The sequence below is a fragment of the Microbacterium sp. Ld4 genome (assembly GCF_045066555.1).
Classification (GTDB): Bacteria; Actinomycetota; Actinomycetes; order Actinomycetales; family Microbacteriaceae; genus Microbacterium.
In genome coordinates, this window is sequence record NZ_JBISHE010000005.1 from 114936 (window position 1) to 134503 (window position 19568).

Below are 19568 nucleotides of genomic sequence, written 5' to 3' on the forward strand. Positions count from 1 at the left end.
GGGCTACCGTAGACGAATGGCCCGCTCCCGCGACCCCCTCGACCCGCCCTCCGCCCGATTGTCCGACGGGCGGCACGCGCGGATCATTCCCGGTCGCTTCGCCGGCGGGTGGGAGCTGATCGTCGAGACGACGCCCCAGTCGCACGTCGACCTCGACGACCCGTCGCACCTCCACTTCGAGTACATCGCACGCATGGGCGCCGTGATCGACCAGCTCCGGGAGCCGGGCGAACCGCTGACTGCGGTGCACCTCGGCGCCGGAGCGATGACGCTGCCGCGATACGTCGAGCACACGCGTCGCGGTTCCCGCCAGCAGGTCATCGAGCTCGAGCAGGGTCTCGTCGACCTCGTCCGCGAGCATCTCCCCCTCCCCCGCACCGGCCAGCTGCGCGTGCGCATCGGCGATGCCCGCGACGTCGCCGCCCGCCTACCGGCCGGGCTCCTCGGGCAGGTCGACCTCGTCGTCTCCGACGTGTTCGCCGGCGCGCAGACCCCCGCGCACATCACGAGCGTCGAGTACTACGAGATCCTCACCCGTCTCCTCGCTCCCACCGGCGTGCTCCTGGTGAACATCGCCGACGGCAGCGGGCTCGCGTTCGCCCGCCGGCAGGTGGCCACCGTGAGGTCGGTGCTCGAGCACGTGGTCGTCCTCGCCGAGGTGCGCACGCTGAAGAGCGGACGCTTCGGCAACATCGTGATCGCCGCCTCACCGTCACCGCTTCCGATGGAGTGGCTGCCCCGGCTCATGGCCGCGGGCCCGCATCCGGCCAAGGTCGCCCACGGCGACGAGCTCGAGGCGTTCTCGAAGGATGCGCGGATCGTGACGGATGCCGACGCGACACCGTCGCCGAAACCGGCGGCATCCGTCTTCGAACGCTGACGGATGCGGCGCGCCCTGTCTTCGAAAGCGGGCCGTCCGGGCGACACTGGATGCACACGTGGCCGCGTTCGGGAGGAGTCGCCGTGAGCTTCATCAAGGGATATGACCCGGAGACCCTGCGCGAGATCGTGGACCTGCGCCAGTGCCAGGAGCGTCTGGTCGAGCTCGGCGAACAGCGCAGCCTCGCCGCGATGCTCGAGCGCGTCTGGCTGCTGAAGGTGCTCGGCCGCCTCGACGATTCGCTCGTCGTGTCGGAGCAGGCCGTGCGGCTCGCGCGCATGGCCGGCACCCGCAAAGACCTCCTGCGGGCCCGCGTGCTGCACGCCACCGTGCAGCAGTTCCGCGGCGCCTACGCGGCGGCGGTGCACGAGCTGAACATGTGCGTGGAGGAGGCGGAGGGCCAGGGCTGGGCATCCCTCGCCGCTTTCGGCTACCAGCACCGCGGCAAGACCTACTTCGACTCCGGTGACTTCGGCGCCGCACGGGCCGACTTCAAGAAGGCGCTCTTCCTCCGCCAGGAGGCCGGCGCCCCCGAGGATCAGCTCGAGTCCTCGCTGCTCGCGATCGACGCCGCCGACCGGCGCCGCGCCGGAGCATCCGTCGCCAGCTGAGTGTCCCACCCCCGCCGTACCGTCGCCCCATGACCGATCTCGTCGACGTCCGCCGCGAAGCGGAGACGCTGCTGCAGGTGCATCTCGACGCGACGTGGTCGTTCGCGTTCGACAACGCGAAACGGCGGGCGGGCGCATGCGACTACCTCCGCAAGCGGATCACCCTGTCTCGGTACCTCTCGGCCCGCTACGACGACGCCACGAACCGTCAGACGATCCTGCACGAGATCGCGCACGCCCTCGCCGGCCCCGCGGCCGGTCACGGGGCGGAGTGGAAGCGCATCGCGCGGTCGCTCGGGTACACCGGCGGCGTCACGCACCGCGGCGAGACGGCGAACGAGCTCGCCCCCTGGGTCGGTGTGTGCCCCGCCGGGCATGTCGCCTATCGCCACCGCCAGGCGACGCGGGCGACCTCGTGCGCGGTCTGCGCGCCGACCTTCGACGAACGGCACCTCTTCACCTGGCGCCGGCGCGAGATCACGGCGGCAGCGCGTCGTGCGGCACTCCAGCCGCGCTAGGGGCCGTCGTTTCCCGCCGTGGGTCAGTAGGCCGTCCACACGCCGCCGCGCAGCACGGGGACCGCGTCGTCGGCGTCGTGGTCGGCGGCCGCGAGCACCTCGGCGCGACGGTCCCGCTCGAGCAGCTCCTGGCCCGAGCCGCTCGCGGTGAGCAGGTGCCGTGCGGCGGCCCGCAGGCCGCGGAAGGATTCCGACGCGGCCGCCGCCTCGGGTGAGGAGTGATCGAGCCCGAGGGCCTCGAGCGCTCCCAGCACCGCTCCCGCGCCGAGCTGATCCTCGACGGAGAAGCGGAGGACGGCCTCCGCGCCGCGCCCAGAGAGCTCGCCGGCGGCGATGACGCTGACGCTCGTCCGCGCTGCGCGCCGGTTCTGCTCCGCGAGCACGGCGCGGGCGACCGCCGCCGCGTTTCGCAGGCACCCGAGGAACACCACGGCATCCGCGTCGGCTGCGGCCGTCGCGACGGCGGCACCGTTCAGGGAGACGGCGTGAGCGGCGTCGTCGTGCGGCACCGCCTCGCCCGTCGCGACACGCGCCGACACCGTCGACGAGAACCGCAGCACATCGACCACGATCACGATGTCGGCGGGGGCGAGACGCCGCAGCCCCTCGAGGCCCCAGTCGAATCGCAGCTGATAGCGGGACTGGTCGAAGGGGCTCGCGGTCATCCGACCAGCGTACGAGAATCGACGACCGGCATGAGCGCGAGGACGAGGCGCAGCACGTTGCGCGCCGTCCGCTGCAGCTCGCCGCGCGTGAGCCCGTCGGGGCGCGCGAGCGATGCGAGGATCGTGTCGTCGGCGTAGTCCTGCGGGCCGGCGTCGGTCTTCACACCACCGGGCATGAGCACGTCGACCTGCGCCCGCACGCGGTACGCGCTGTCCTCGAGGGCCGGGAAGTCGGGGTCGACGGCATCCTCCATCCACCAGTCGGTGATGATGAGCCCGTCGTAACCCCACTGCTCACGCAGCACGACCGTCACGAGATCGTGGTGGTAGTGCGCCCAGACGCCGTTGATCTGGTTGTACGACGTCATGATCGTCTTCGGCTGCGCCTCGCGGATGCAGATCTCGAAGCCGCGCAGGTAGATCTCGCGCAGCGCGCGCTCCGACACGCGCGAGTCGTTGCGCGTGCGGTTGGTCTCCTGGTTGTTGGCCGCGAAGTGCTTGGGGCAGGCCGATGCGCCGGATGCCTGGACGCCCCGGACGACGGCGGCGGCCATGCGTCCCGTGACGAGCGGGTCCTCGCTGAAGTACTCGAAGTTGCGGCCGCACAGCGGGTCGCGGTGGATGTTCATTCCCGGGCTCAGGAGCACGTCCGAGCCCTTGCGGAGCATCTCCTGGCCGTGGAGGGCGGCGAGCTCCTCGACCAGGGTCGTGTTCCACGTCGAGGCGAGCGCGGTGCCCGACGGCAGCAGCGACGCGTAGGCGGAGAGGCGGATGCCGCTCGGTCCGTCGGTCGTCGTGATGGGCCGGACGCCCTTCGCGCGGAGCGACTCCGACACGCCGCCGAGCACGCCGGCATTGCCGGGCGCACCGAGCGGGCTGTGCATCGTGACGTCGCCGCGGGCGAGGAGCGCGAGCTCGTCGTCAGACAGCTGGGCGACGAACGCGTCGAGGGTCGCGGCGCCGGATGCCACGTCGTCGAGCACGATGCCGAGGTCTTCCGTCGGCGCCGTCTCCGCCGGCAGCCCGTCGAGAATGCGCTCGGCGCGGGAGACGGTCGCGGTCGGGACGGGCTCGTGGGCGACGACGGCTGCGCCACCGGCATCCGTCCCTCGCGTGATCCGGTCGAAGGGCACGGCGGGTGCGGCGGCCTCGGTGAGCCGCTCGACGACCTGCACCTCGGCGACCTCGAACGACGCGACCTGCGCGGCGGAGCGGACGTCGGTGCCGAGCAGCACGGCGTACTCGCCGGGCTCGAGCACCCAGCAGCTGCGGTGCCCGGTCACCCCGGAGTCGTCATACGAGGCGAGGTCGTCGAGGCGCACCTCGAGCTGCACCCGCACGGTCTCGCCGGGCTGGAGGAGCACGGTCTTCGCGAACGCCGCGAGGTGGCGGGCGGGAGTGCCGAGACGGCCGGCGGGCGCGCTCGTGTAGACCTGCACGACCTCTTTGCCGGCGGCGGCGCCCGTGTTGGCGACCTCGACCTCGAGCCGGAGGACACCGGCGTCCGCGACCTCGTCGACGACCGTCACGTCGAAGGTCGTGTAGCCGAGTCCGAACCCGAACGGGAAGAGCACGCGCTCGGGCGAGAAGGTCTCGAAGTAGCGGTAGCCGACGAAGACGTCCTCGACGTAGACGTTGACGTCGGGGTCGCCGAAGTTCGAGGCGCTGGGGTAGTCGGCGTATTCGCGGGCGATCGTGTCGGTGAGCTTGCCGCTCGGCGCAATCTCGCCCGCCAGGACGCCGGCAACGGCGCGCGCGCCCTCCATTCCGCCCTGCCAGGCGTAGAGGACGGCGCCGATGCGATCGCCGTAGTCGCCCAACCAGGAGAGGTCCATCACGTTGCCGGCGTCGAGGACGACGACGGTGCGGGCGAAGTGCGCCGTGACCTCGTCGAGAAGGGCGCGCTCGTCGCCGGTGAGGTAGTAGCTGCCGGGCTCGAGGACGCTCTCCCGCGCCTCACCGGCGGCGCGACCGATCACGACGATCGCGGTCTCGGCGCGCGACGCGGCCGCCCGGACGACCCCGGGCTCGAGCGGCATCTCGGGGAAGTGATGCGGCCACTGGCCCCACGTCGCCGTGAACGTCGGCCGGTTGACGGCGGTCCACGACGCGTAGATCTCGGCGAGCTCGTCGTCGACGCGCACGCCGGCGTCGCGGAGACCCGCGAGGAGGTTCCAGATGTAGGGCACCTTGACGTCGCCGCCCGATCCGTAGCCGACGGCGAACCAGTCGATCTGGACGCGACCGAACACCGCCACGGCCGCCTCTCGCAGGGGCAGCGTGCCGTCGTTGCGGAGGAGCACGGCGCCTTCGGCGGCGGCCTGACGCGCGATCCCGGCGAGGGCCGGATCGAGCGTCGGGTCGGTGTCGAGCAGCAGCGTCGAGATCTGCGCGACCGACTCGACCGGGGCGAGGGTGTGCGAGCGGTCTCCGGACTCGATGGCGGGATCGAGCGTCATGGGTTCTCCTCGGAGGACGTGGGGCGGGCGGGCGGCGGTGGCCGCGCCGGTGTCATCACGAACCGCATGTCCGTGGGAGCGCTCCCAGCGTATCGGACCGAAGGCCCCGAGTGCGAGACTCGATCCATGCGCATCCTCCTCAAGCTCACGCTCGACTGCACTCCGGATGCCGCGTGGCGCGCACTCCACTCCCCGCGGGCGGTCGCCGAGCTCTACGGACCGCTCCTGGCGATGTCCCCGCTCGAATCCGACCCGCCCACGTCGCTCGAGCCGGGCACCGACATGCCGGTGCAGCTCTCGGCCCTGGGCGGCGTGCCGCTCGGCCGGCAGCTCATCCACGTCGAGGACCGGCACACCACCGATTCGCGCGGACCGGTGCGCATCTTCCGCGACAGCGGCATCCCCCTCACCGGGCCGCTCGCGGCGCTCGATGTCTGGGATCACCAGATGGCCGTAAGCGAGGCGCCGGGCGACCCGACGAAGACGCTCTGGCGCGACCGGCTCGTGGTCGGCGGCGCCGCAGCCCTGCCGCTGTGGCCGATGCTGTGGGCGACGTGGCAGTACCGCGGCCTGCGGCTCCGCGCCCTCGCCCCGACCTGGTCGTACGAGCCGGAGCCCGCCCCCTCCGGAGAGTGAGGCGGGCCGGCCGGCCTGATCACGCCGCGGCGAGCGCTTCGACGGGGACCGTCCGCGTGGCGATGCGGGTCGGCGCGACGGCGGCGACGAGCGTCAGGACCGCGGTGGCGGCCATGACGACTCCGACCGGAAGCCACGGGATCGCCGGGGCGACGAAGGTCGGCGACATCCACAGCGGCGGCATGGCCACCGACCCGAGCAGCGACTGCGCCGCGACCCAGCCGTAGAGCACGCCCAGCACGATGCCGAACGCGAGCGCGGTCACGGTGACGTGCGCGGCCTCGATGAGGACCATCCGCCGGATCTGCGGCGCGGTGAGCCCGAGGGCGCGCAGCAGACCGAGCTCGCGGCGCCGCTGCACCACCCCGATCGTCAGGAGGTTCACGAGGCCGACCGCCGCGATCACGGCGCTCACGGCGACGAGGCCCATCATCACGGTCGAGAAGGTGTCCATCATCTGATCGAACGCGGGGTCGGGCCGGCCCCCGCCCGATGCGGCGACGAGCGCCTTGGCCGATTCGGCGGCGACCGCGAACATCACCACGAGCGCGACGCCCATGACGACGCCGATGGCCATGCGGCTCGACCGTTCCGGGTACCGCACCGCATTCTGCGCGGCCAGGCGGGCCGTCACCGACCGGCCGAAGAGCCGGCCGCTCGCCCGCAGCATCCGCGGCAGGAGCACCGGCGCCCCGAAGGTCAGCGCCGTGAAGGAGAAGAGTCCGCCGAAGAAGGCCACCAGCACGCCGAGCGGGGTCAGCATCCCGAACAGGATGCCGCCGACCATGAGGGCGACGCCGACCACGCTCAGCGCGACGACCGCGATGCGGCGGCCCCGGTGCCGGGTGAGCTCCTCGTGCGTCTTCTCGACCGATCCGCCGAGCGCTTGCAGCGGGGTGACCGCGAGCACGCGCCGCGATCCCGACCAGGCAGCGCCCCACGTCGTGAGGGCGACGGCGACGGCGGGGATGACGAGGGCGGGCTGCAGGACGCCGTAGCCCGACGACGTGCCGAGAGCGTCGTCGAGCAGGGGCACCGCGATGGCTGCCGCTGCCGCCCCGAGCACGAGCCCGACGGCCGCGCCGAGCGCGCCGACGATGACTCCCTGACGCGCGACCTCGGCGCGCTGCGAGCGGGCCGTGGCACCGATCAGCCGCAGGAGCGCGATGCGGCGCGTGCGCCCCGCGATGATCGTCGAGAACGTGTTCGCCGTGACGATGGCCGCGACGTAGATCGCGACGGCGAGAAGGATGCCGCTCATCAGCGCCAGCACGGCCACCATGGTCGCGGAGTCGCCGTAGCCCTCCGTCGCCGCGAACACGCTCGAGATGTAGCCCGTCGCCGTGAGGAGGGCGACGCCGAAGGCCGTCGAGATCGCCGACACGAGGATCGTCGCCCCCATGCCCCGCTCGCGAAGCCAGGCGAGCCGGAACCGGCGGCGAGATGCGCTCTGCGGCGTCGCCTCCGCGGAGGCGGCGGGAGCCGGCATCCGCTCGGACGGCGTCACCGGGGCGCTCACGCCGTCACCTCGGCGGCGAGCATGTGCGCGGAGACCTGCTCGGCCGTCTGCTTCGGCTTGTCGGCGACGATGCGCCCGTCGCCGAGGAAGAGCACGCGGTCGGCGAAGGACGCGGCGACCGGATCGTGAGTGACCATCGCGATCGACTGACCGTGCTCACGGCTCGCCGCCGCCAGCAGCGCCAGCACCTCGCGGCTCGACCGGGAGTCGAGGTTGCCGGTCGGCTCGTCGGCGAACACGAGGTCGGGCGCGGTCGCGAGCGCACGGGCGATCGCGACGCGCTGCTGCTGACCGCCCGACAGCTCGTGCGGGCGGTGCCGCAGCCGGTCGGTCAGACCGAGGGACTCGATGAGGCCGTCGATGCGCGAACGCTCGAGGGCGGTCGGCCGGCGCCCGTCGAGGTCGAACGGCAGCAGGATGTTGCCGATCGCGTCGAGGGTCGGCACGAGGTTGAACGCCTGGAAGACGAATCCGACGCGGCGTCGGCGGAGGATCGTGAGGTCGATGTCGGTGAGGCCGGTGATGTCGGTGTCGCCGATCCACACACGCCCCGAGGCGGGGGCGTCGAGCCCGGCCATGATGTGCATGAGCGTCGACTTGCCCGAGCCGGACGGGCCCATGATGGCGGTGAACTCGCCCCGGCGGATGCCGACGGTGACGTCATCGAGGGCCCGCACGGCCGATTCGCCGGCGCCGTAGGTCTTGGTGAGGTTCTGGACGCGGGCGGCGAGGCCCATGTCGGTCGTCGTGATCTGCATGTCTCCGACGTTACGAATCCCGTCCGGCACGCCGCGTCGGCCTCGGGTCGCTGCCGCGTACATCGCAAGGATGACGTCGCGGCGCGGCCGGGCCGGCCGGCGCGTCAGGCGAGGCCGTGCTCGAAGGCGAAGACGACGAGCTGCACCCGGTCGCGGAGGCCGAGTTTGCCGAGGATGCGGCTGACGTGCGTCTTCACCGTCGCCTCGGACAGGAACTCCCGGGCGGCGATCTCGGAGTTCGACAGGCCCCGCGCCGCGAGGGCGAAGATCTCGCGCTCTCGGTCGGTGAGCCCGCCGTACGACGGCGGCACCGGCTGCGTGGGCCCGCCGAGGTTCGCGAAGAGCTGGCGGGTCGCGGCGGCGGCGATGACCGACGACCCCGAGTGGACGGTGCGGATCGCGGCGAGAAGGAACTCGGGGTCGGCATCCTTCAGCAGGAAGCCGCTCGCGCCCTGCTGAATGGCCCGGGCCGCCGCCTCGTCGAGGTCGAACGTCGTCAACATGACGACGCGCGGCGGGTCGGGGTCGGCCAGGAGCGCGGCCGTCGCCGTCAGGCCGTCCATCACCGGCATCCGGATGTCCATCAGCACGACGTCGGGACGGGTCTGCCGAATCACCTCGAGCGCCTGCCGGCCGTCGGCCGCCTCGCCGACGACCTCGAGGTCGGGCTGCGAGGCGATGACCATGCGGATGCCGGCACGGAACAGCGCCTGGTCGTCGACCAGGACCACGCGGATGACGCTCATCGGACGCTCCCCTCGGTGTGACCCGGCGCACCGGCATCCGTGTCGACGGTCACCGGCCCGCACGGCAGCGACGCGGCCACGGTGAAGACGCCGTTCTCGGGGGCTGCGTCGAGGCTGCCGCCGATGAGCTGCGCGCGCTCGCGCATGCCGATGAGGCCGTGGCCCGGCGGCCGGCGGTCGGCCGGCGCGTCGATGGACACGGGATTGCGCACCGACAGTTCGACCCGGTCAGGGTGCCAGGCGAGGGCGACGTCGACCGTGCCGCCGCCGTGACGGAGGGCGTTCGTGAGCGCCTCCTGCAGGATCCGGTACACCGCGAGCTGCACCGACGCGGCGACCTCGCCGTGCGGCGCCGGATCGACGTCGACGCGCAGCGCGACGCCCGCCGCACGAACCTGCGCATAGAGCTGCTCGAGGTCGGCGAGCGTGGGCTGCGGCCCCTCGGTCTGGCTGTGACGGAGCTGCGTGAGCAGGAGGCGGACGTCCGACAGCGCCGCGCGGGCCGTCGAGGAGATCGTCCCGAGGGCCTGCGTCTGCGCCTCGGGGTCGGCGGCTGCGGCGTACCGCGCCCCGTCGGACTGGGCGATGATCACCGCGAGCGAGTGGGCGACGATGTCGTGCATGTCGCGCGCGATGCGGGTGCGCTCCTGCTCGGCGGCGGTCTCCGCTTCGGCACGGCTCTGCGCGGCGCGGGTGGCACGCGCGCGGATGGCGGTGCGCACCAGGGCACCCGCCGTCCAGGCGAGCCCGAGGGCGAACAGCGCGGCGATGAGGACGAAGACGGCCGTCGGGATGTCCGACAAGCCCGCCTGCGGCCCGAACATGAAGCGGAACAGATAGACGGTGATCGCGCCGGCGCCGACGATCACCGAGCCGAAGCCCGCCCAGAACACGACCCGACCCCCGTACGCGGCGGTGGCGAACAGCACGGCGAAGATGGCGAGGTCGGCGAATCCGGGCGAGCGCCCGAAGCCCATCTGCATGAGCGCACCGGCCCACGCGACGGCGAGCGCAAGGCCCGGCGACAGCCGGCGGATGCCGAGGGCCGCCGTCATGGAGACGACGAGGAGCACGGCGGAGATCCGGGCCCCCGGCAGCTGCATGTCGATGCCCAGCTCCGCCGGGATCGCGATCAGCCCGAAGACGAGCGCCACCGACACGTCGACGACGATCTGGAACGGGCGGAGGCGACGGAACACCCGATCGACGCTACGCGCCCGGCCGCGCTGCGGCATCCCTCTTGCGATGTATCCGTGACCGGATGGCGGGTGCCGGGCCGGTGCCGTCCGCAGCGGAACCGGCCCGCGTCAGCCGCGCGCGGCGTCGGCGCGCGGCACGTAGACGCGCAGCCCGTCGGGCACGGCGCGCACCCGCAGGCGGAACCCGTCGACGCGGAGCTCCTCGAGTTCGCCGTCGTGCACCCATAGATCGGGGGCGCCGCCGGGCTGGACCGCGATCTCGAAGTCGCCCTCGACGATCCGCTCGATGTCGGATGCCGGGGGCATCAGCCGGAGGGCGCGCAGCACCGCGACCGAGCGCCGGCCGAAGGCGAGCGAGGCGACCGCCCGGGCACGTGTGCCGCGCGCGTGGTGGAGGCGCACGTCGAGCACCGCGTCGCCGAGCGTCGCCCGCTGCATCGTTGCGACCCGGCCGGGGTCGTTGCGGCCCACACCGATGAACACCGACCAGACCGTGGCGCGGCGACCGCCCCGCACGACTCCGACACGGTGGGCGCCGTGCAGCTCGCGCCACGCCGCCACGGCGCCTCCCCACCACTTGCCGAGGCTGGAGCGCCGCTCCCGCTCGGCGAGGAGTTCGGGATACGCGCCGAGCGAGACGGCGTTGAGCACGGTGAGCGGCTCGTCGTCGTCGACGGCGACCTCCGCGACGGCGACGGTTCGGATCTTGCCATCGATGTAGGCCGAGAGGCCCGCCTCGACGTCGTCGATGCCCGCCGAGCGCGCGAAGTGGTTGAACGTGCCATTCGGGAGGACGAGAAGGGTCACGTCGTGGGCGCGGGCGAGGTGCGCCGCCCGCGAGACCGACCCGTCTCCGCCGAGGATGCCGAGGACCGTCGGCGGAGAGTCCGCCGCCATCGCCGCGGCGACCGCGTCGTCGAGCGTCTCGTCCTCGGCGAGCTGGTGGACGGTCGCGCCCGGAAGACGGCGTCTCACATCGGGGACGCGATCCGGTCGGCCCAGCGATGCGCCGGAGCGGCTGTTGGCGACGACGAACACCTCGGACCCGGCAGCAGTGTTCTCGGTCATCCGTCGAGGCTAGTTCGCACCTCCGCCGCGGCTCGCCCTCTTGACAGGCTGGTCAGGAGGTCGCGACGGGGCGGTGCTCGAAGAACGACTGCAGCACGATCGTCGTGCGGGTGCCCACGGAGGCCGCCGCGCGGATGTCGCGGATCAGCCGCTCGAGGTCGCGCGGGGTGGCCACTCGGACGAACAGCATGTACGCGGCATCGCCGGCGACGGAATGGCACGCCTCGATCTCGTGGAGATGGGCGATCAGCTCGGGGGCGTTGTCGGGCTGACCCGGGTCGAGCGGGGTGATCTCGATGAATGCGGCGAGCGGCTTGCCGACCGCTTCGGGGTCGACGATCGCCCGGTACCCGGTGATGACCCCTCGGGATTCGAGCCGGCGGACGCGAGCCTGCGTCGCCGAGACGGACAACCCCGTGACGGCGGAGAGGTCGGCGAGCGTGGCGCGGGCGTTCACCGAGAGCTCGCCGACGAGGGCGGCGTCGACCGCGTCGCCGAGGGCCGGCGCGGGCGAGGAGTCGTCGAGAGGCACGCCTCGACGGTACCGCACCGGCCTCGGCAGTCGATCTGTTCGGTTCAGGGATGCGTAGACAGGAAACTTTCCCGTAGAATCGCCCGACTGCCGTCCAGATCGAGGACGCGCGGCATCGACACCGTTGGGAGGTCCACCATGAGCACCGTCACCACACCCGCGACGATCATCGGAATGCCCGAGGTCGTCGAAGACGCCGGCGACGCGGTGGACTCCGCCGCCTGGCAGGCGGTCAAGGGCGCCGCGATCATGCTCCAGTCGCTGCAGGTCGCCGACGGATCGATCCCCGACCCCGCCGACCACGACCAGGCGCGGGGCGCCGTCGGAACGATGATCCGCGGCATCCGGGCTCTCACTCCCGCGTTCCCGCACGACGAGGACTACCTCCGTGCGAGCGTCGCCGACTTCGAACGGTGGGCCGAGGCCGGCTTCACCGTACCCGACTTCCTCGACTCGCTCCTGGCGTTCCAGCCTCAGCAGCACCGGATCGACGGGCTCCGCCACCTCGTGGTCTTCCCGATGTACACCCAGAACGGCACCCGCGACCGAAAGGTCGAGGCGGTCCTCGTCGAGGTGATCTGGCCCGAGTTCATCGCCGCCGTCGAGCAGACCTACTCGAACCGCCTGTTCGTGTCGCTCCGTCTCCTCGACTTCACCCCCGGCTACGACACCAACTCCGCCGTGCTGTTCCCCGAGACGGTCGCGATGCGCGAGGTGCCGAGCTTCACGTGGGGCGCGATCTTCCAGGACCGCGAAGCGGCACGCTACCGGCGCGTGGTCCGGGCGGCATCCGAGATCACCCGCCTCGACCTGCCGGCCGACGCGGCCCGCCTGCTCGATGACCAGGCGCTGACCGAGAAGACCTTCGTGCTGTGGGACATCGTGCACGATCGCACCCACATGCGCGGCGATCTGCCGTTCGACCCGTTCATGATCAAGCAGCGGATGCCGTACTTCCTCTACTCGCTCGAGGAGCTTCGGTGCGACCTCACCGCGTTCCGGGAGTGCGTGAACATGCAGCGCGAGCTGTCGGCCCGCACCGACCTCACCCCGGTGGAGGCGGAGACGCTCGAACACGCGACGCTCGTGCAGTACGCCGTGATCTTCGACCGGATCTTCCGCTTCGCGATCACCGGCACCCGCGTGCGCAACTACGACGGGCTGGGCGGGCAGCTGCTGTTCGCCTGGTTGCACCGTCGCGGGGTGCTGCACTGGACCGACACCTCGCTCGCCTTCGAATGGGATCGTGTTCCGGATGCCGTCGTCGCTCTCGCCGACGCGATCGACCGGCTCTACTGGGAGTCGATCGACCGGCCGAAGGTCGCTCACTGGCTGGCCGCGTACGACCTCGTCCGCGCCACGGTCACGCCGCACCCCGCCTCGGCCTGGGCGCGCGGGCTCTCGGATGAGATCCTCGCAGGGCCGCCGAAGGGCTACACCGACGCCGTCCTCGACGACGAGTTCCCGCTGTCGATGTTCTTCGAGGCGCTCGAGAAGAAGATGCGTCCCGTGATCGCCTCGACGGCCGGCATCCGCGCCGACGACTGACGCGCCCGGCGACGCGCCGCGAAAGGAGGGGTCACCCCGAACCGGTGACCCCTCCCGCGGCATCCCGCGACGACAGCGGCGGCGCCGTGGCATCCGCCAACGGAGATGCGGGCTCGGACGTCGATTCGGGGGCCGATCCTCGAGCGCGGTCGCCGCACCGAACACGCGGCCCTGCTTCTCGAACGGCACCACCCGCTGGATCACCGTCTGCTCGGCGGCCTCGATCACCGGGATGAGGGTCATGTAGAGCCAGATGCCGAGTGCGTAGAGCCACCACCACTCCCGGATGGTGAACAGCGCCCCGAGCGCGCCCATGACGATGACGGCGAGCAGGAGGGTGCGGATCGGGTTGCGCCCGAGGCCTTTCGACGCGACGATGCCGCCGCCGATGAGGAAGCCCGTCGCCGTCACGGCGAGCACGACGCCCCAGATGCGCACGTCGAACATCTGGAGCCCGTACGGGTCCATCAGCGCCATGTAGAGGCCGCCGATCAGGTTGTTGAACGTCGAGAAGAGGATGAGCGCGAACAGCCCGGGAACGGCGGCGATCGCGACGGCAGCGCCGCGGACGTCGATGATCTTGGCTCCCGGGTCGGGGATCGGCGCCGGCTCCGGAATGCGCAGGAGCAGCAGGTGGATCAGGGGAGCCACGGTGAGACCGATCGCGATGACGAGGGTCCACCCCATCCCCACGATGCCGATCGCGAACCCGGAGAGGGCGCTCGTCACGATGAACGAGAGCCCCTGCACGGTGCCGACCAGCCCGTTCGCATTCGCGTGACGTGCAGTCGGGACGAGGAGGGTGACGGTCGTGGAGAGCGCGATGTTGCGGAGGTTCTCGACCACCGCTCCGGTGAGGATGACGCCGGAGAAGATCCAGAACCACGGTGCCCCGAGATCGAGGAGGCGGGATTCGGGCTGGGAGAGGTAGAGCGCGCCCGCCAGGAGGAACGCCGCCAGCGTGAAGACGGCCGAGAAGATCATGACCGGGTGCTTGCGGAACCGGTCGACGATCGTGCCGAACACCATGCCGAACACGGCGAGCAGCAGCATGTACGCGCCGCCGATGATGCCGGTGGCGAGCACCGACTTCGTCTCGAGATACACCCAGAAGGTGAGCGCGAACCAGAGGAAGCTCGTCGTGATGTTCGCCACGGCGGTGTTGACGAGAACCTGGGTGAAGGTGCGCATCCCGTCGGCGGGGACCGGACGCGCCGCCCCCTCCGCAGGCGCTGACGGGGTGGTCATGAAACGAAGGGTACGACCGGGCGCCGACACCGACAATGGGCATCGCGAGCACGGCGGCGACTTAGGCTGAGACGGTGACGACGCTCCACGACCCGACGGTCCGCTCCTTCGCCAGCGACAACTACTCCGGTGTCCACCCGGAGGTGCTTGCGGCCATCACCGCAGCCAACGACGGGCATCAGGTCGCCTACGGCGAGGATGTCTACACGGCGCGGCTGCAGGAGGTCTTCGCCGACCGGTTCGGCGAGGGCGCCGAGGCCTTCCCCGTGTTCAACGGCACCGGCGCGAACGTGACCGGACTGCAGTCGATGCTCCCGCGCTGGGGTGCCGTGGTCGCGGCCTCCACCGCTCACATCAACGTCGACGAGGGCGGGGCGCCCGAGCGCGTCGCCGGCATCAAGATCCTGAACGTTCCGAGCGACGACGGAAAGCTCACCCCCGATCTCGTCGACCGCGAGGCCTGGGGATGGGGCGATGAGCACCGCGCACAGCCCCTCGTCGTGTCGATCACCCAGTCCACCGAGCTGGGCACCCTCTACACGCCCGACGAGATCCGCGCGCTCGCCGACCACGCGCACGAGCGGGGCATGCGCCTCCACCTCGACGGCGCCCGCCTCTCCAACGCCGCAGCCGCTCTCGACCTTCCGCTGCGCGCGTTCACGCGGGATGCCGGTGTCGATGTCGTCAGCGTCGGCGCGACCAAGAACGGCGCCCTCGCGGCCGAGGCGATCGTGGTCCTCGACCCCGCGGCATCCGAGGGTCTGCGGTTCCTCCGCAAGCTCAACATGCAGCTCTCGTCGAAGATGCGGTTCCTGTCGGCTCAGCTGATCGCCCTGTACGAGGACGACCTCTACCTGCGGAATGCTCGGCACGCGAACGCGATGGCGCAGCGCCTCCGCGGGGCGGTCGAGGCCGGGATCGCGGACGGCTCGATCTCGGGCGTCAGCTTCAGCCAGCCGACGCAGTCGAACGGGGTCTTCGCGATCCTCCCCGACGGCGTGGCCGACCGCCTGCGGGAGAGTTTCCGGTTCTACGACTGGGACGCCTCGAAGAACGAGGTGCGCTGGATGTGCTCGTTCGACACGAGCGAGACCGACGTCGACGCGTTCGTGGCGGAGCTGTCGCGCCTGACCCGCGGCTGAGGCGGCTCAGCGGAGGGCGCCGACGGCGCGCGCAGCGGGGTGAGAACTCAGCGCAAAGCGCCGACGGAGGCGAGTGCCTGACGGACGAGCGTCGACCGCCCGCCCTCCATCTCGGCGGCGAGCGCATCGGATGACGCCTCCTCCGGCGACATCCAGGTGACTTCGAGCGCGTCCTGGCGCGGCTCGCATGTGCCCGTCACCGGCACGACGAAGGCCAGCGAGACGGCGTGCTGGCGGTCGTCGTGGAACGCACTGACACCGGGGATCGGGAAGTACTCGGCGACCGTGAACGGCACCGGCTGCGGCGGCAGCAGGGGAAAGGCCATCGGCCCGAGGTCGTTCTCGAGATGACGGAACAGCGCGTCGCGCACCGTCTCGCCGTAGCGGACCCGGCCCGACACGATCGTGCGCGTGATCTCGCCGATGGGCGTCGCCCGCAGCAGGATGCCCACGTCGGTGACCGCGCCCATGCCGTCGGTGCGCACCGGCACCGCTTCGACGTAGAGCATCGGGAGCCGGCGCCGCGCTTCGGCGAGCTCGACGTCGGTCAGCCACGCCGGGTTGCCGCCGCTGCCGCGCGTCGGCGAGCCGAACGAGGCATCACCGCTCGGGCGTCCGGTGCGGTCGAACGACGACCCCAGTCCGCGCAGCGGATCGCGCGGGTCGTCGTTGTCGTCGCGCTCGTTCGGATCGGGATCGGGGGTGCGAACGGCCATGCCTCATGTATACCCGAGCTGATGCTCCCCGGATGCCGCGGCTCCCCCGCCCGCCCGAGTCGGCATTCCGCACGTCGGAGGCCTGCGGCAGGATGGACCCATGGCCCTCGACGTCTCCCTCGATCCGGATGCCGTGCGCTGGTCCGCGAGCGAGACCGACCGCCCCGGGCGGCCCCTGCTCGTCCTCCTGCACGGCTACGGCTCGCACGAGGAAGACCTGTTCGGCCTCGCCCCGCACCTGCCGCCCGCCTTCGTCGTGGCATCCGTCCGCGCCCCCTTCGCGCCCCGGTTTCCGATGCCCGGGCACTCGTGGTTCGCGATCGACGGAGTCCAGAGCCGCGATCCCGCCGAGGTCCAGGCATCGACCGACTCGGTGCTCACCTGGCTCGACGCCGTTCGCGGCGACGCCCCGCTCGTCGGGATGCTGGGATTCTCGCAGGGTGGCGTGATCGCCCTTCAGGCGCTCCGCACCCGCCCCCACGACATCGACTTCGTGGTGAACCTCTCGGGGTACGCGTTTCCCGAGCCTCACGAGGGCGATGAGTCGCTCGCCGAGGTCCGGCCGCCGGTCTTCTGGGGCCGCGGCGCACGGGACGGGGTCATCACGCCCCCGTTCGTCGAGCACACGGCGCTCTGGCTGCCCGATCACGTCGACCTCAGCGGCCGTGTCTACGCCGAGCTCGCGCACGCCGTCTCCACCGACGAGCTCGACGACGTGCGCGTCTTCCTCGAGAAGCGACTCGCGAAGCGGAAGGGCTGAGGGCGGTCCCCGGCCGTGCGGCACCGAAACGCTCATTGACGAGAATTGGTCGCGTTCCGCATACTGCTCGGGAGGGGTGCCACCCCGGTATCGGGGTTCCATGGTCGTCACACGAGCAACCGCTTTCACTCTTGCCGTCATCGGCGTGATCGGGCTTCTGACGGTGTCGTGCTCGCCTGCACCTCGCCCTCTCCCCGCGCCGGACGGGCGCGAGCCCACGATCGAGACGACGTCGCCCTCTCCTGCGCCGGTCGAACTCCGGGATCCGCTGATCGCTCTCGACGATCCGGGCTCACCGGAGTATCTCGATGACCGTGCCGAGCCGGTCCTCCATCGAGAAGGCGTCGGGCCCGAAACCTTCACCGTCGAGGTGCCGGAAGATGCGACGTCCCTCTCGGTCCATATCGCGTGCGAGCCGGTCGCAGAGTTCCGAGTGGACGCCGCGGGCACATTCTTCGCGGGCTCATGCGCTCCGGGGGCCCAGCAATCCGCGGACATCCCCGTCGATCCCGGAACGAAGACTCTGGAGATGACACTGACTCTTCCCGGTGACGTCCGCCGGTTCCTGGTGGCCCTCCCCGGCGCGTAGCGGCGCTTGGTCGCCCAGGTGAGAGCGCCAGGCCCCTGGCATCCGCTCGGGATTGTCGCTAACATTGCCCGGGTCCCCGTCCCGAGTGTGAGGAAGAGCCGTTGAAGGCAATCGACGCGATCGCGCTGTGATCCCGCGCTGATTCGTCGACCCTCTTCGAGGACGATTCGACGGTCCGCTCCGGTGATCCATCCACCGACCAGCGCGGACCGTCGCCCTTCGACCCGCAGCATGCGCTCTTCGTGAGCCGCTGCCCGGCCGCACCGATCGCTGCGGACCGGAATCGAGACGCACGCGTCCGCGCACCCTGACGACAGGGAGGCGCACATGCCCACCACCGCTTCATCGATCACCCTCGACCACGTCTCGCTTCGCCGGCCCGACGGCACCGTCGCCCTCCACGAGCTCACCGGCGCGATCGGGCAGGGCCGCACGGGCCTCGTCGGCCGGAACGGAGCCGGCAAATCGACCCTGCTGGCTCTCATCGCCGGTTCGCTCACGCCCACCTCGGGATCGATCGGCCGCTCCGGCCGCGTCGATCTGCTCCCCCAGCAGCTGACCCTCGACACCGGTCGGCGGATCGCCGACGTGCTCGGGATCGCGCCCGCGCTCGACGCCGTCCGCGCGATCGAGCGGGGCGACGTCGACGACCGCCACTTCGACGCCGTCGGCGACGACTGGGACGTCGAGGCGCGCGCGATCGCGGCCCTCGCCGACGCGGGGCTCCCGCCCGGCGCGCTCGATCGCCGCGTCGGCGAGCTGTCGGGCGGCGAGGCCGTGCTGGCGGCGATCGTCGGCATCCGGTTGCGAGGGGCGGAGATCGCTCTGCTCGACGAGCCGACGAACAACCTCGACCGTCGCGCACGCGGCCGGGTGCACGAGCTCGTGCGGGCCTGGCGCGGCACGCTGATCGTGGTCAGCCATGACACGGTGCTGCTCGATGAGATGGACGACACCGCCGAGCTGTACGGCAACGAGCTGTCGGTGTTCGGCGGAACCTACTCCGCCTGGCGGACGTGGCTCGACACCGAACAGGCCGCCGCGCAGCAGGCCGAGGCGACCGCCCGTCAGGCCGTCCGCCGCGAGAAGCGCGACCGTCAGCAGGTGGAATCGGCCATCGCGTCGCGCACCGCGATGGGCAAACGCGCGGCCGCGAAGGGAAACGAGCCGCCGATCGTGCTCGGCGCGAAGAAGCGCGCTGCGCAGGCGACGGCGGGGAGGCTCCGCGTCGAGGCGAACGAGAAGGTCGACGCGGCCCGCTCCGCTCTCGATCTCGCCGGCCGCCGCCTGCGCGACGACGACACGGTGCGCATCGATCTGCCCGATCCCGAGGTCGCGCCGGGCCGCCGCATCGCCACGATCGGCGACGCCGAGCACTCGTGGGTGGTGCAGGGGCCCGAGCGAGTCGCGCTCGTCGGGCCGAACGGTGCCGGCAAGACGACGCTGCTCGAACGGCTCGTCGCGCGTGGCGACGACCATCCGGATGCCGGCCGTGCGGCCGTGCACGCGGTGGCGCACACCGATCGCATCGGATACCTGTCGCAGCGCATCGACGGCCTCGACGACGACGCCTCCGTGCTGGTGAACGTCCGGGATGCCGCGCCCGACACCGGCGACGTCGAGCTGCGGAACCGCCTGGCACGGTTCCTCGTCCGAGGCGACACCGTGCTGCGGCCGGTGAGCGCGCTGTCGGGCGGCGAGCGCTTCCGGGTGGCGCTCGCGCGGGTGCTGCTCGCCGATCCGCCACCGCACCTCCTGGTGCTCGACGAGCCGACGAACAACCTCGACCTCGACACGGTCGATCAGCTCGTCGACGCGATCGCGGCCTACCGGGGCGCCGTTCTCGTGGTCAGCCACGACGACGCGTTCCTCGGCCGCATCGCGCCCGATCTGACCCTCGAGCTGGAGGGCGGCGCGCTGGCGGAACGGTGATCGCGGCACACACACCACCCGCCGGCGCCCCGGGCGCAAGAC

The 19568-nt window shown here is 71.7% G+C and carries 18 protein-coding genes and 1 pseudogene; 9 read left to right on the forward strand and 10 right to left on the reverse strand.

Annotated features, from left to right (window positions below; all coding sequences use genetic code 11):
• Positions 1–16 precede the first annotated feature (16 nt).
• The 3 genes from ACJJV7_RS02110 (at position 17) to ACJJV7_RS02120 (ending at position 2009) form a co-directional block, all read left to right on the forward strand.
• On the forward strand, positions 17–880 hold the full coding sequence (locus ACJJV7_RS02110) for a spermidine synthase (protein ID WP_405371970.1): 864 nt from the start codon (positions 17–19) through the stop codon (positions 878–880).
• A gap of 83 nt (positions 881–963) precedes the next feature.
• Entirely contained in the window at positions 964–1491 is a 528-nt protein-coding gene (locus ACJJV7_RS02115; protein WP_405371971.1) for a hypothetical protein, read from the forward strand.
• A gap of 29 nt (positions 1492–1520) precedes the next feature.
• A complete protein-coding gene (locus ACJJV7_RS02120; protein WP_405371972.1) occupies positions 1521–2009 on the forward strand; it encodes a SprT-like domain-containing protein in 489 nt (162 codons plus the stop codon).
• A gap of 23 nt (positions 2010–2032) precedes the next feature.
• Here the strand turns inward: ACJJV7_RS02120 and ACJJV7_RS02125 are convergent, their stop codons facing one another.
• Both ACJJV7_RS02125 and ACJJV7_RS02130 read right to left on the reverse strand, forming a co-directional pair.
• Entirely contained in the window at positions 2033–2674 is a 642-nt protein-coding gene (locus ACJJV7_RS02125) for a 2-phosphosulfolactate phosphatase (RefSeq protein ID WP_405371973.1), read from the reverse strand.
• Positions 2671–5133, reverse strand: a complete 2463-nt coding sequence (locus ACJJV7_RS02130) for a glycoside hydrolase family 3 N-terminal domain-containing protein (RefSeq protein ID WP_405371974.1) — start codon at positions 5131–5133, stop codon at positions 2671–2673. The genes ACJJV7_RS02125 and ACJJV7_RS02130 overlap by 4 nt, the downstream gene beginning before the upstream one ends.
• Positions 5134–5259: 126 nt before the next feature.
• Between ACJJV7_RS02130 and ACJJV7_RS02135 the strand changes: the two genes are divergently transcribed.
• Positions 5260–5769, forward strand: a complete 510-nt coding sequence (locus ACJJV7_RS02135) for a hypothetical protein (protein ID WP_405371975.1) — start codon at positions 5260–5262, stop codon at positions 5767–5769.
• A gap of 19 nt (positions 5770–5788) precedes the next feature.
• Here the strand turns inward: ACJJV7_RS02135 and ACJJV7_RS02140 are convergent, their stop codons facing one another.
• The 6 genes from ACJJV7_RS02140 to ACJJV7_RS02165 all read right to left on the reverse strand — a co-directional run bounded on the left by ACJJV7_RS02140 (position 5789) and on the right by ACJJV7_RS02165 (position 11591).
• Positions 5789–7258, reverse strand: a complete 1470-nt coding sequence (locus ACJJV7_RS02140; protein ID WP_405372178.1) for an FtsX-like permease family protein — start codon at positions 7256–7258, stop codon at positions 5789–5791.
• 26 nt (positions 7259–7284) lie between these two features.
• On the reverse strand, positions 7285–8046 hold the full coding sequence (locus tag ACJJV7_RS02145; RefSeq protein ID WP_405371976.1) for an ABC transporter ATP-binding protein: 762 nt from the start codon (positions 8044–8046) through the stop codon (positions 7285–7287).
• Positions 8047–8150: 104 nt separating this feature from the next.
• The gene (locus ACJJV7_RS02150) at positions 8151–8792 is read right to left on the reverse strand and encodes a response regulator (protein WP_405371977.1); all 642 of its coding nucleotides are present in this window, start codon (positions 8790–8792) and stop codon (positions 8151–8153) included.
• On the reverse strand, positions 8789–9991 hold the full coding sequence (locus tag ACJJV7_RS02155; protein WP_405371978.1) for a sensor histidine kinase: 1203 nt from the start codon (positions 9989–9991) through the stop codon (positions 8789–8791). The genes ACJJV7_RS02150 and ACJJV7_RS02155 overlap by 4 nt, the downstream gene beginning before the upstream one ends.
• Positions 9992–10099: 108 nt before the next feature.
• Complete coding sequence (locus tag ACJJV7_RS02160; protein ID WP_405371979.1) at positions 10100–11059, reverse strand: diacylglycerol/lipid kinase family protein; 960 nt, start codon at positions 11057–11059, stop codon at positions 10100–10102.
• A gap of 52 nt (positions 11060–11111) precedes the next feature.
• Complete coding sequence (locus ACJJV7_RS02165) at positions 11112–11591, reverse strand: Lrp/AsnC family transcriptional regulator (RefSeq protein WP_405372180.1); 480 nt, start codon at positions 11589–11591, stop codon at positions 11112–11114.
• Between the two features lie 138 nt (positions 11592–11729).
• On the opposite strand from ACJJV7_RS02165, the gene ACJJV7_RS02170 reads away from it, so the two are divergent.
• A complete protein-coding gene (locus ACJJV7_RS02170) occupies positions 11730–13139 on the forward strand; it encodes a DUF6421 family protein (protein ID WP_405371980.1) in 1410 nt (469 codons plus the stop codon).
• Between the two features lie 138 nt (positions 13140–13277).
• Here ACJJV7_RS02170 and ACJJV7_RS02175 read toward each other — a convergent pair.
• Positions 13278–14387 (reverse strand): annotated as a pseudogene (locus ACJJV7_RS02175) (MFS transporter); the annotation flags it as partial.
• A 74-nt stretch (positions 14388–14461) separates the two neighbouring features.
• On the opposite strand from ACJJV7_RS02175, the gene ACJJV7_RS02180 reads away from it, so the two are divergent.
• Entirely contained in the window at positions 14462–15529 is a 1068-nt protein-coding gene (locus ACJJV7_RS02180) for a threonine aldolase family protein (protein ID WP_405371981.1), read from the forward strand.
• 47 nt (positions 15530–15576) lie between these two features.
• Here the strand turns inward: ACJJV7_RS02180 and ACJJV7_RS02185 are convergent, their stop codons facing one another.
• Positions 15577–16245, reverse strand: coding sequence for an NUDIX hydrolase family protein (locus ACJJV7_RS02185; protein ID WP_405371983.1), 669 nt, complete (start codon positions 16243–16245; stop codon positions 15577–15579).
• 100 nt (positions 16246–16345) lie between these two features.
• On the opposite strand from ACJJV7_RS02185, the gene ACJJV7_RS02190 reads away from it, so the two are divergent.
• The 3 genes from ACJJV7_RS02190 to ACJJV7_RS02200 all read left to right on the forward strand — a co-directional run bounded on the left by ACJJV7_RS02190 (position 16346) and on the right by ACJJV7_RS02200 (position 19526).
• Positions 16346–17005, forward strand: a complete 660-nt coding sequence (locus ACJJV7_RS02190) for an alpha/beta hydrolase (RefSeq protein ID WP_405371985.1) — start codon at positions 16346–16348, stop codon at positions 17003–17005.
• A 100-nt stretch (positions 17006–17105) separates the two neighbouring features.
• Positions 17106–17594 carry a hypothetical protein gene (locus tag ACJJV7_RS02195; protein ID WP_405371986.1) on the forward strand — a complete coding sequence of 163 codons (489 nt, stop codon included), beginning with the start codon at positions 17106–17108 and terminating at the stop codon, positions 17592–17594.
• A 327-nt stretch (positions 17595–17921) separates the two neighbouring features.
• Positions 17922–19526: an ABC-F family ATP-binding cassette domain-containing protein gene (locus ACJJV7_RS02200; protein WP_405371988.1), complete on the forward strand. Its 1605-nt coding sequence runs from the start codon at positions 17922–17924 to the stop codon at positions 19524–19526.
• Positions 19527–19568 lie beyond the last annotated feature (42 nt).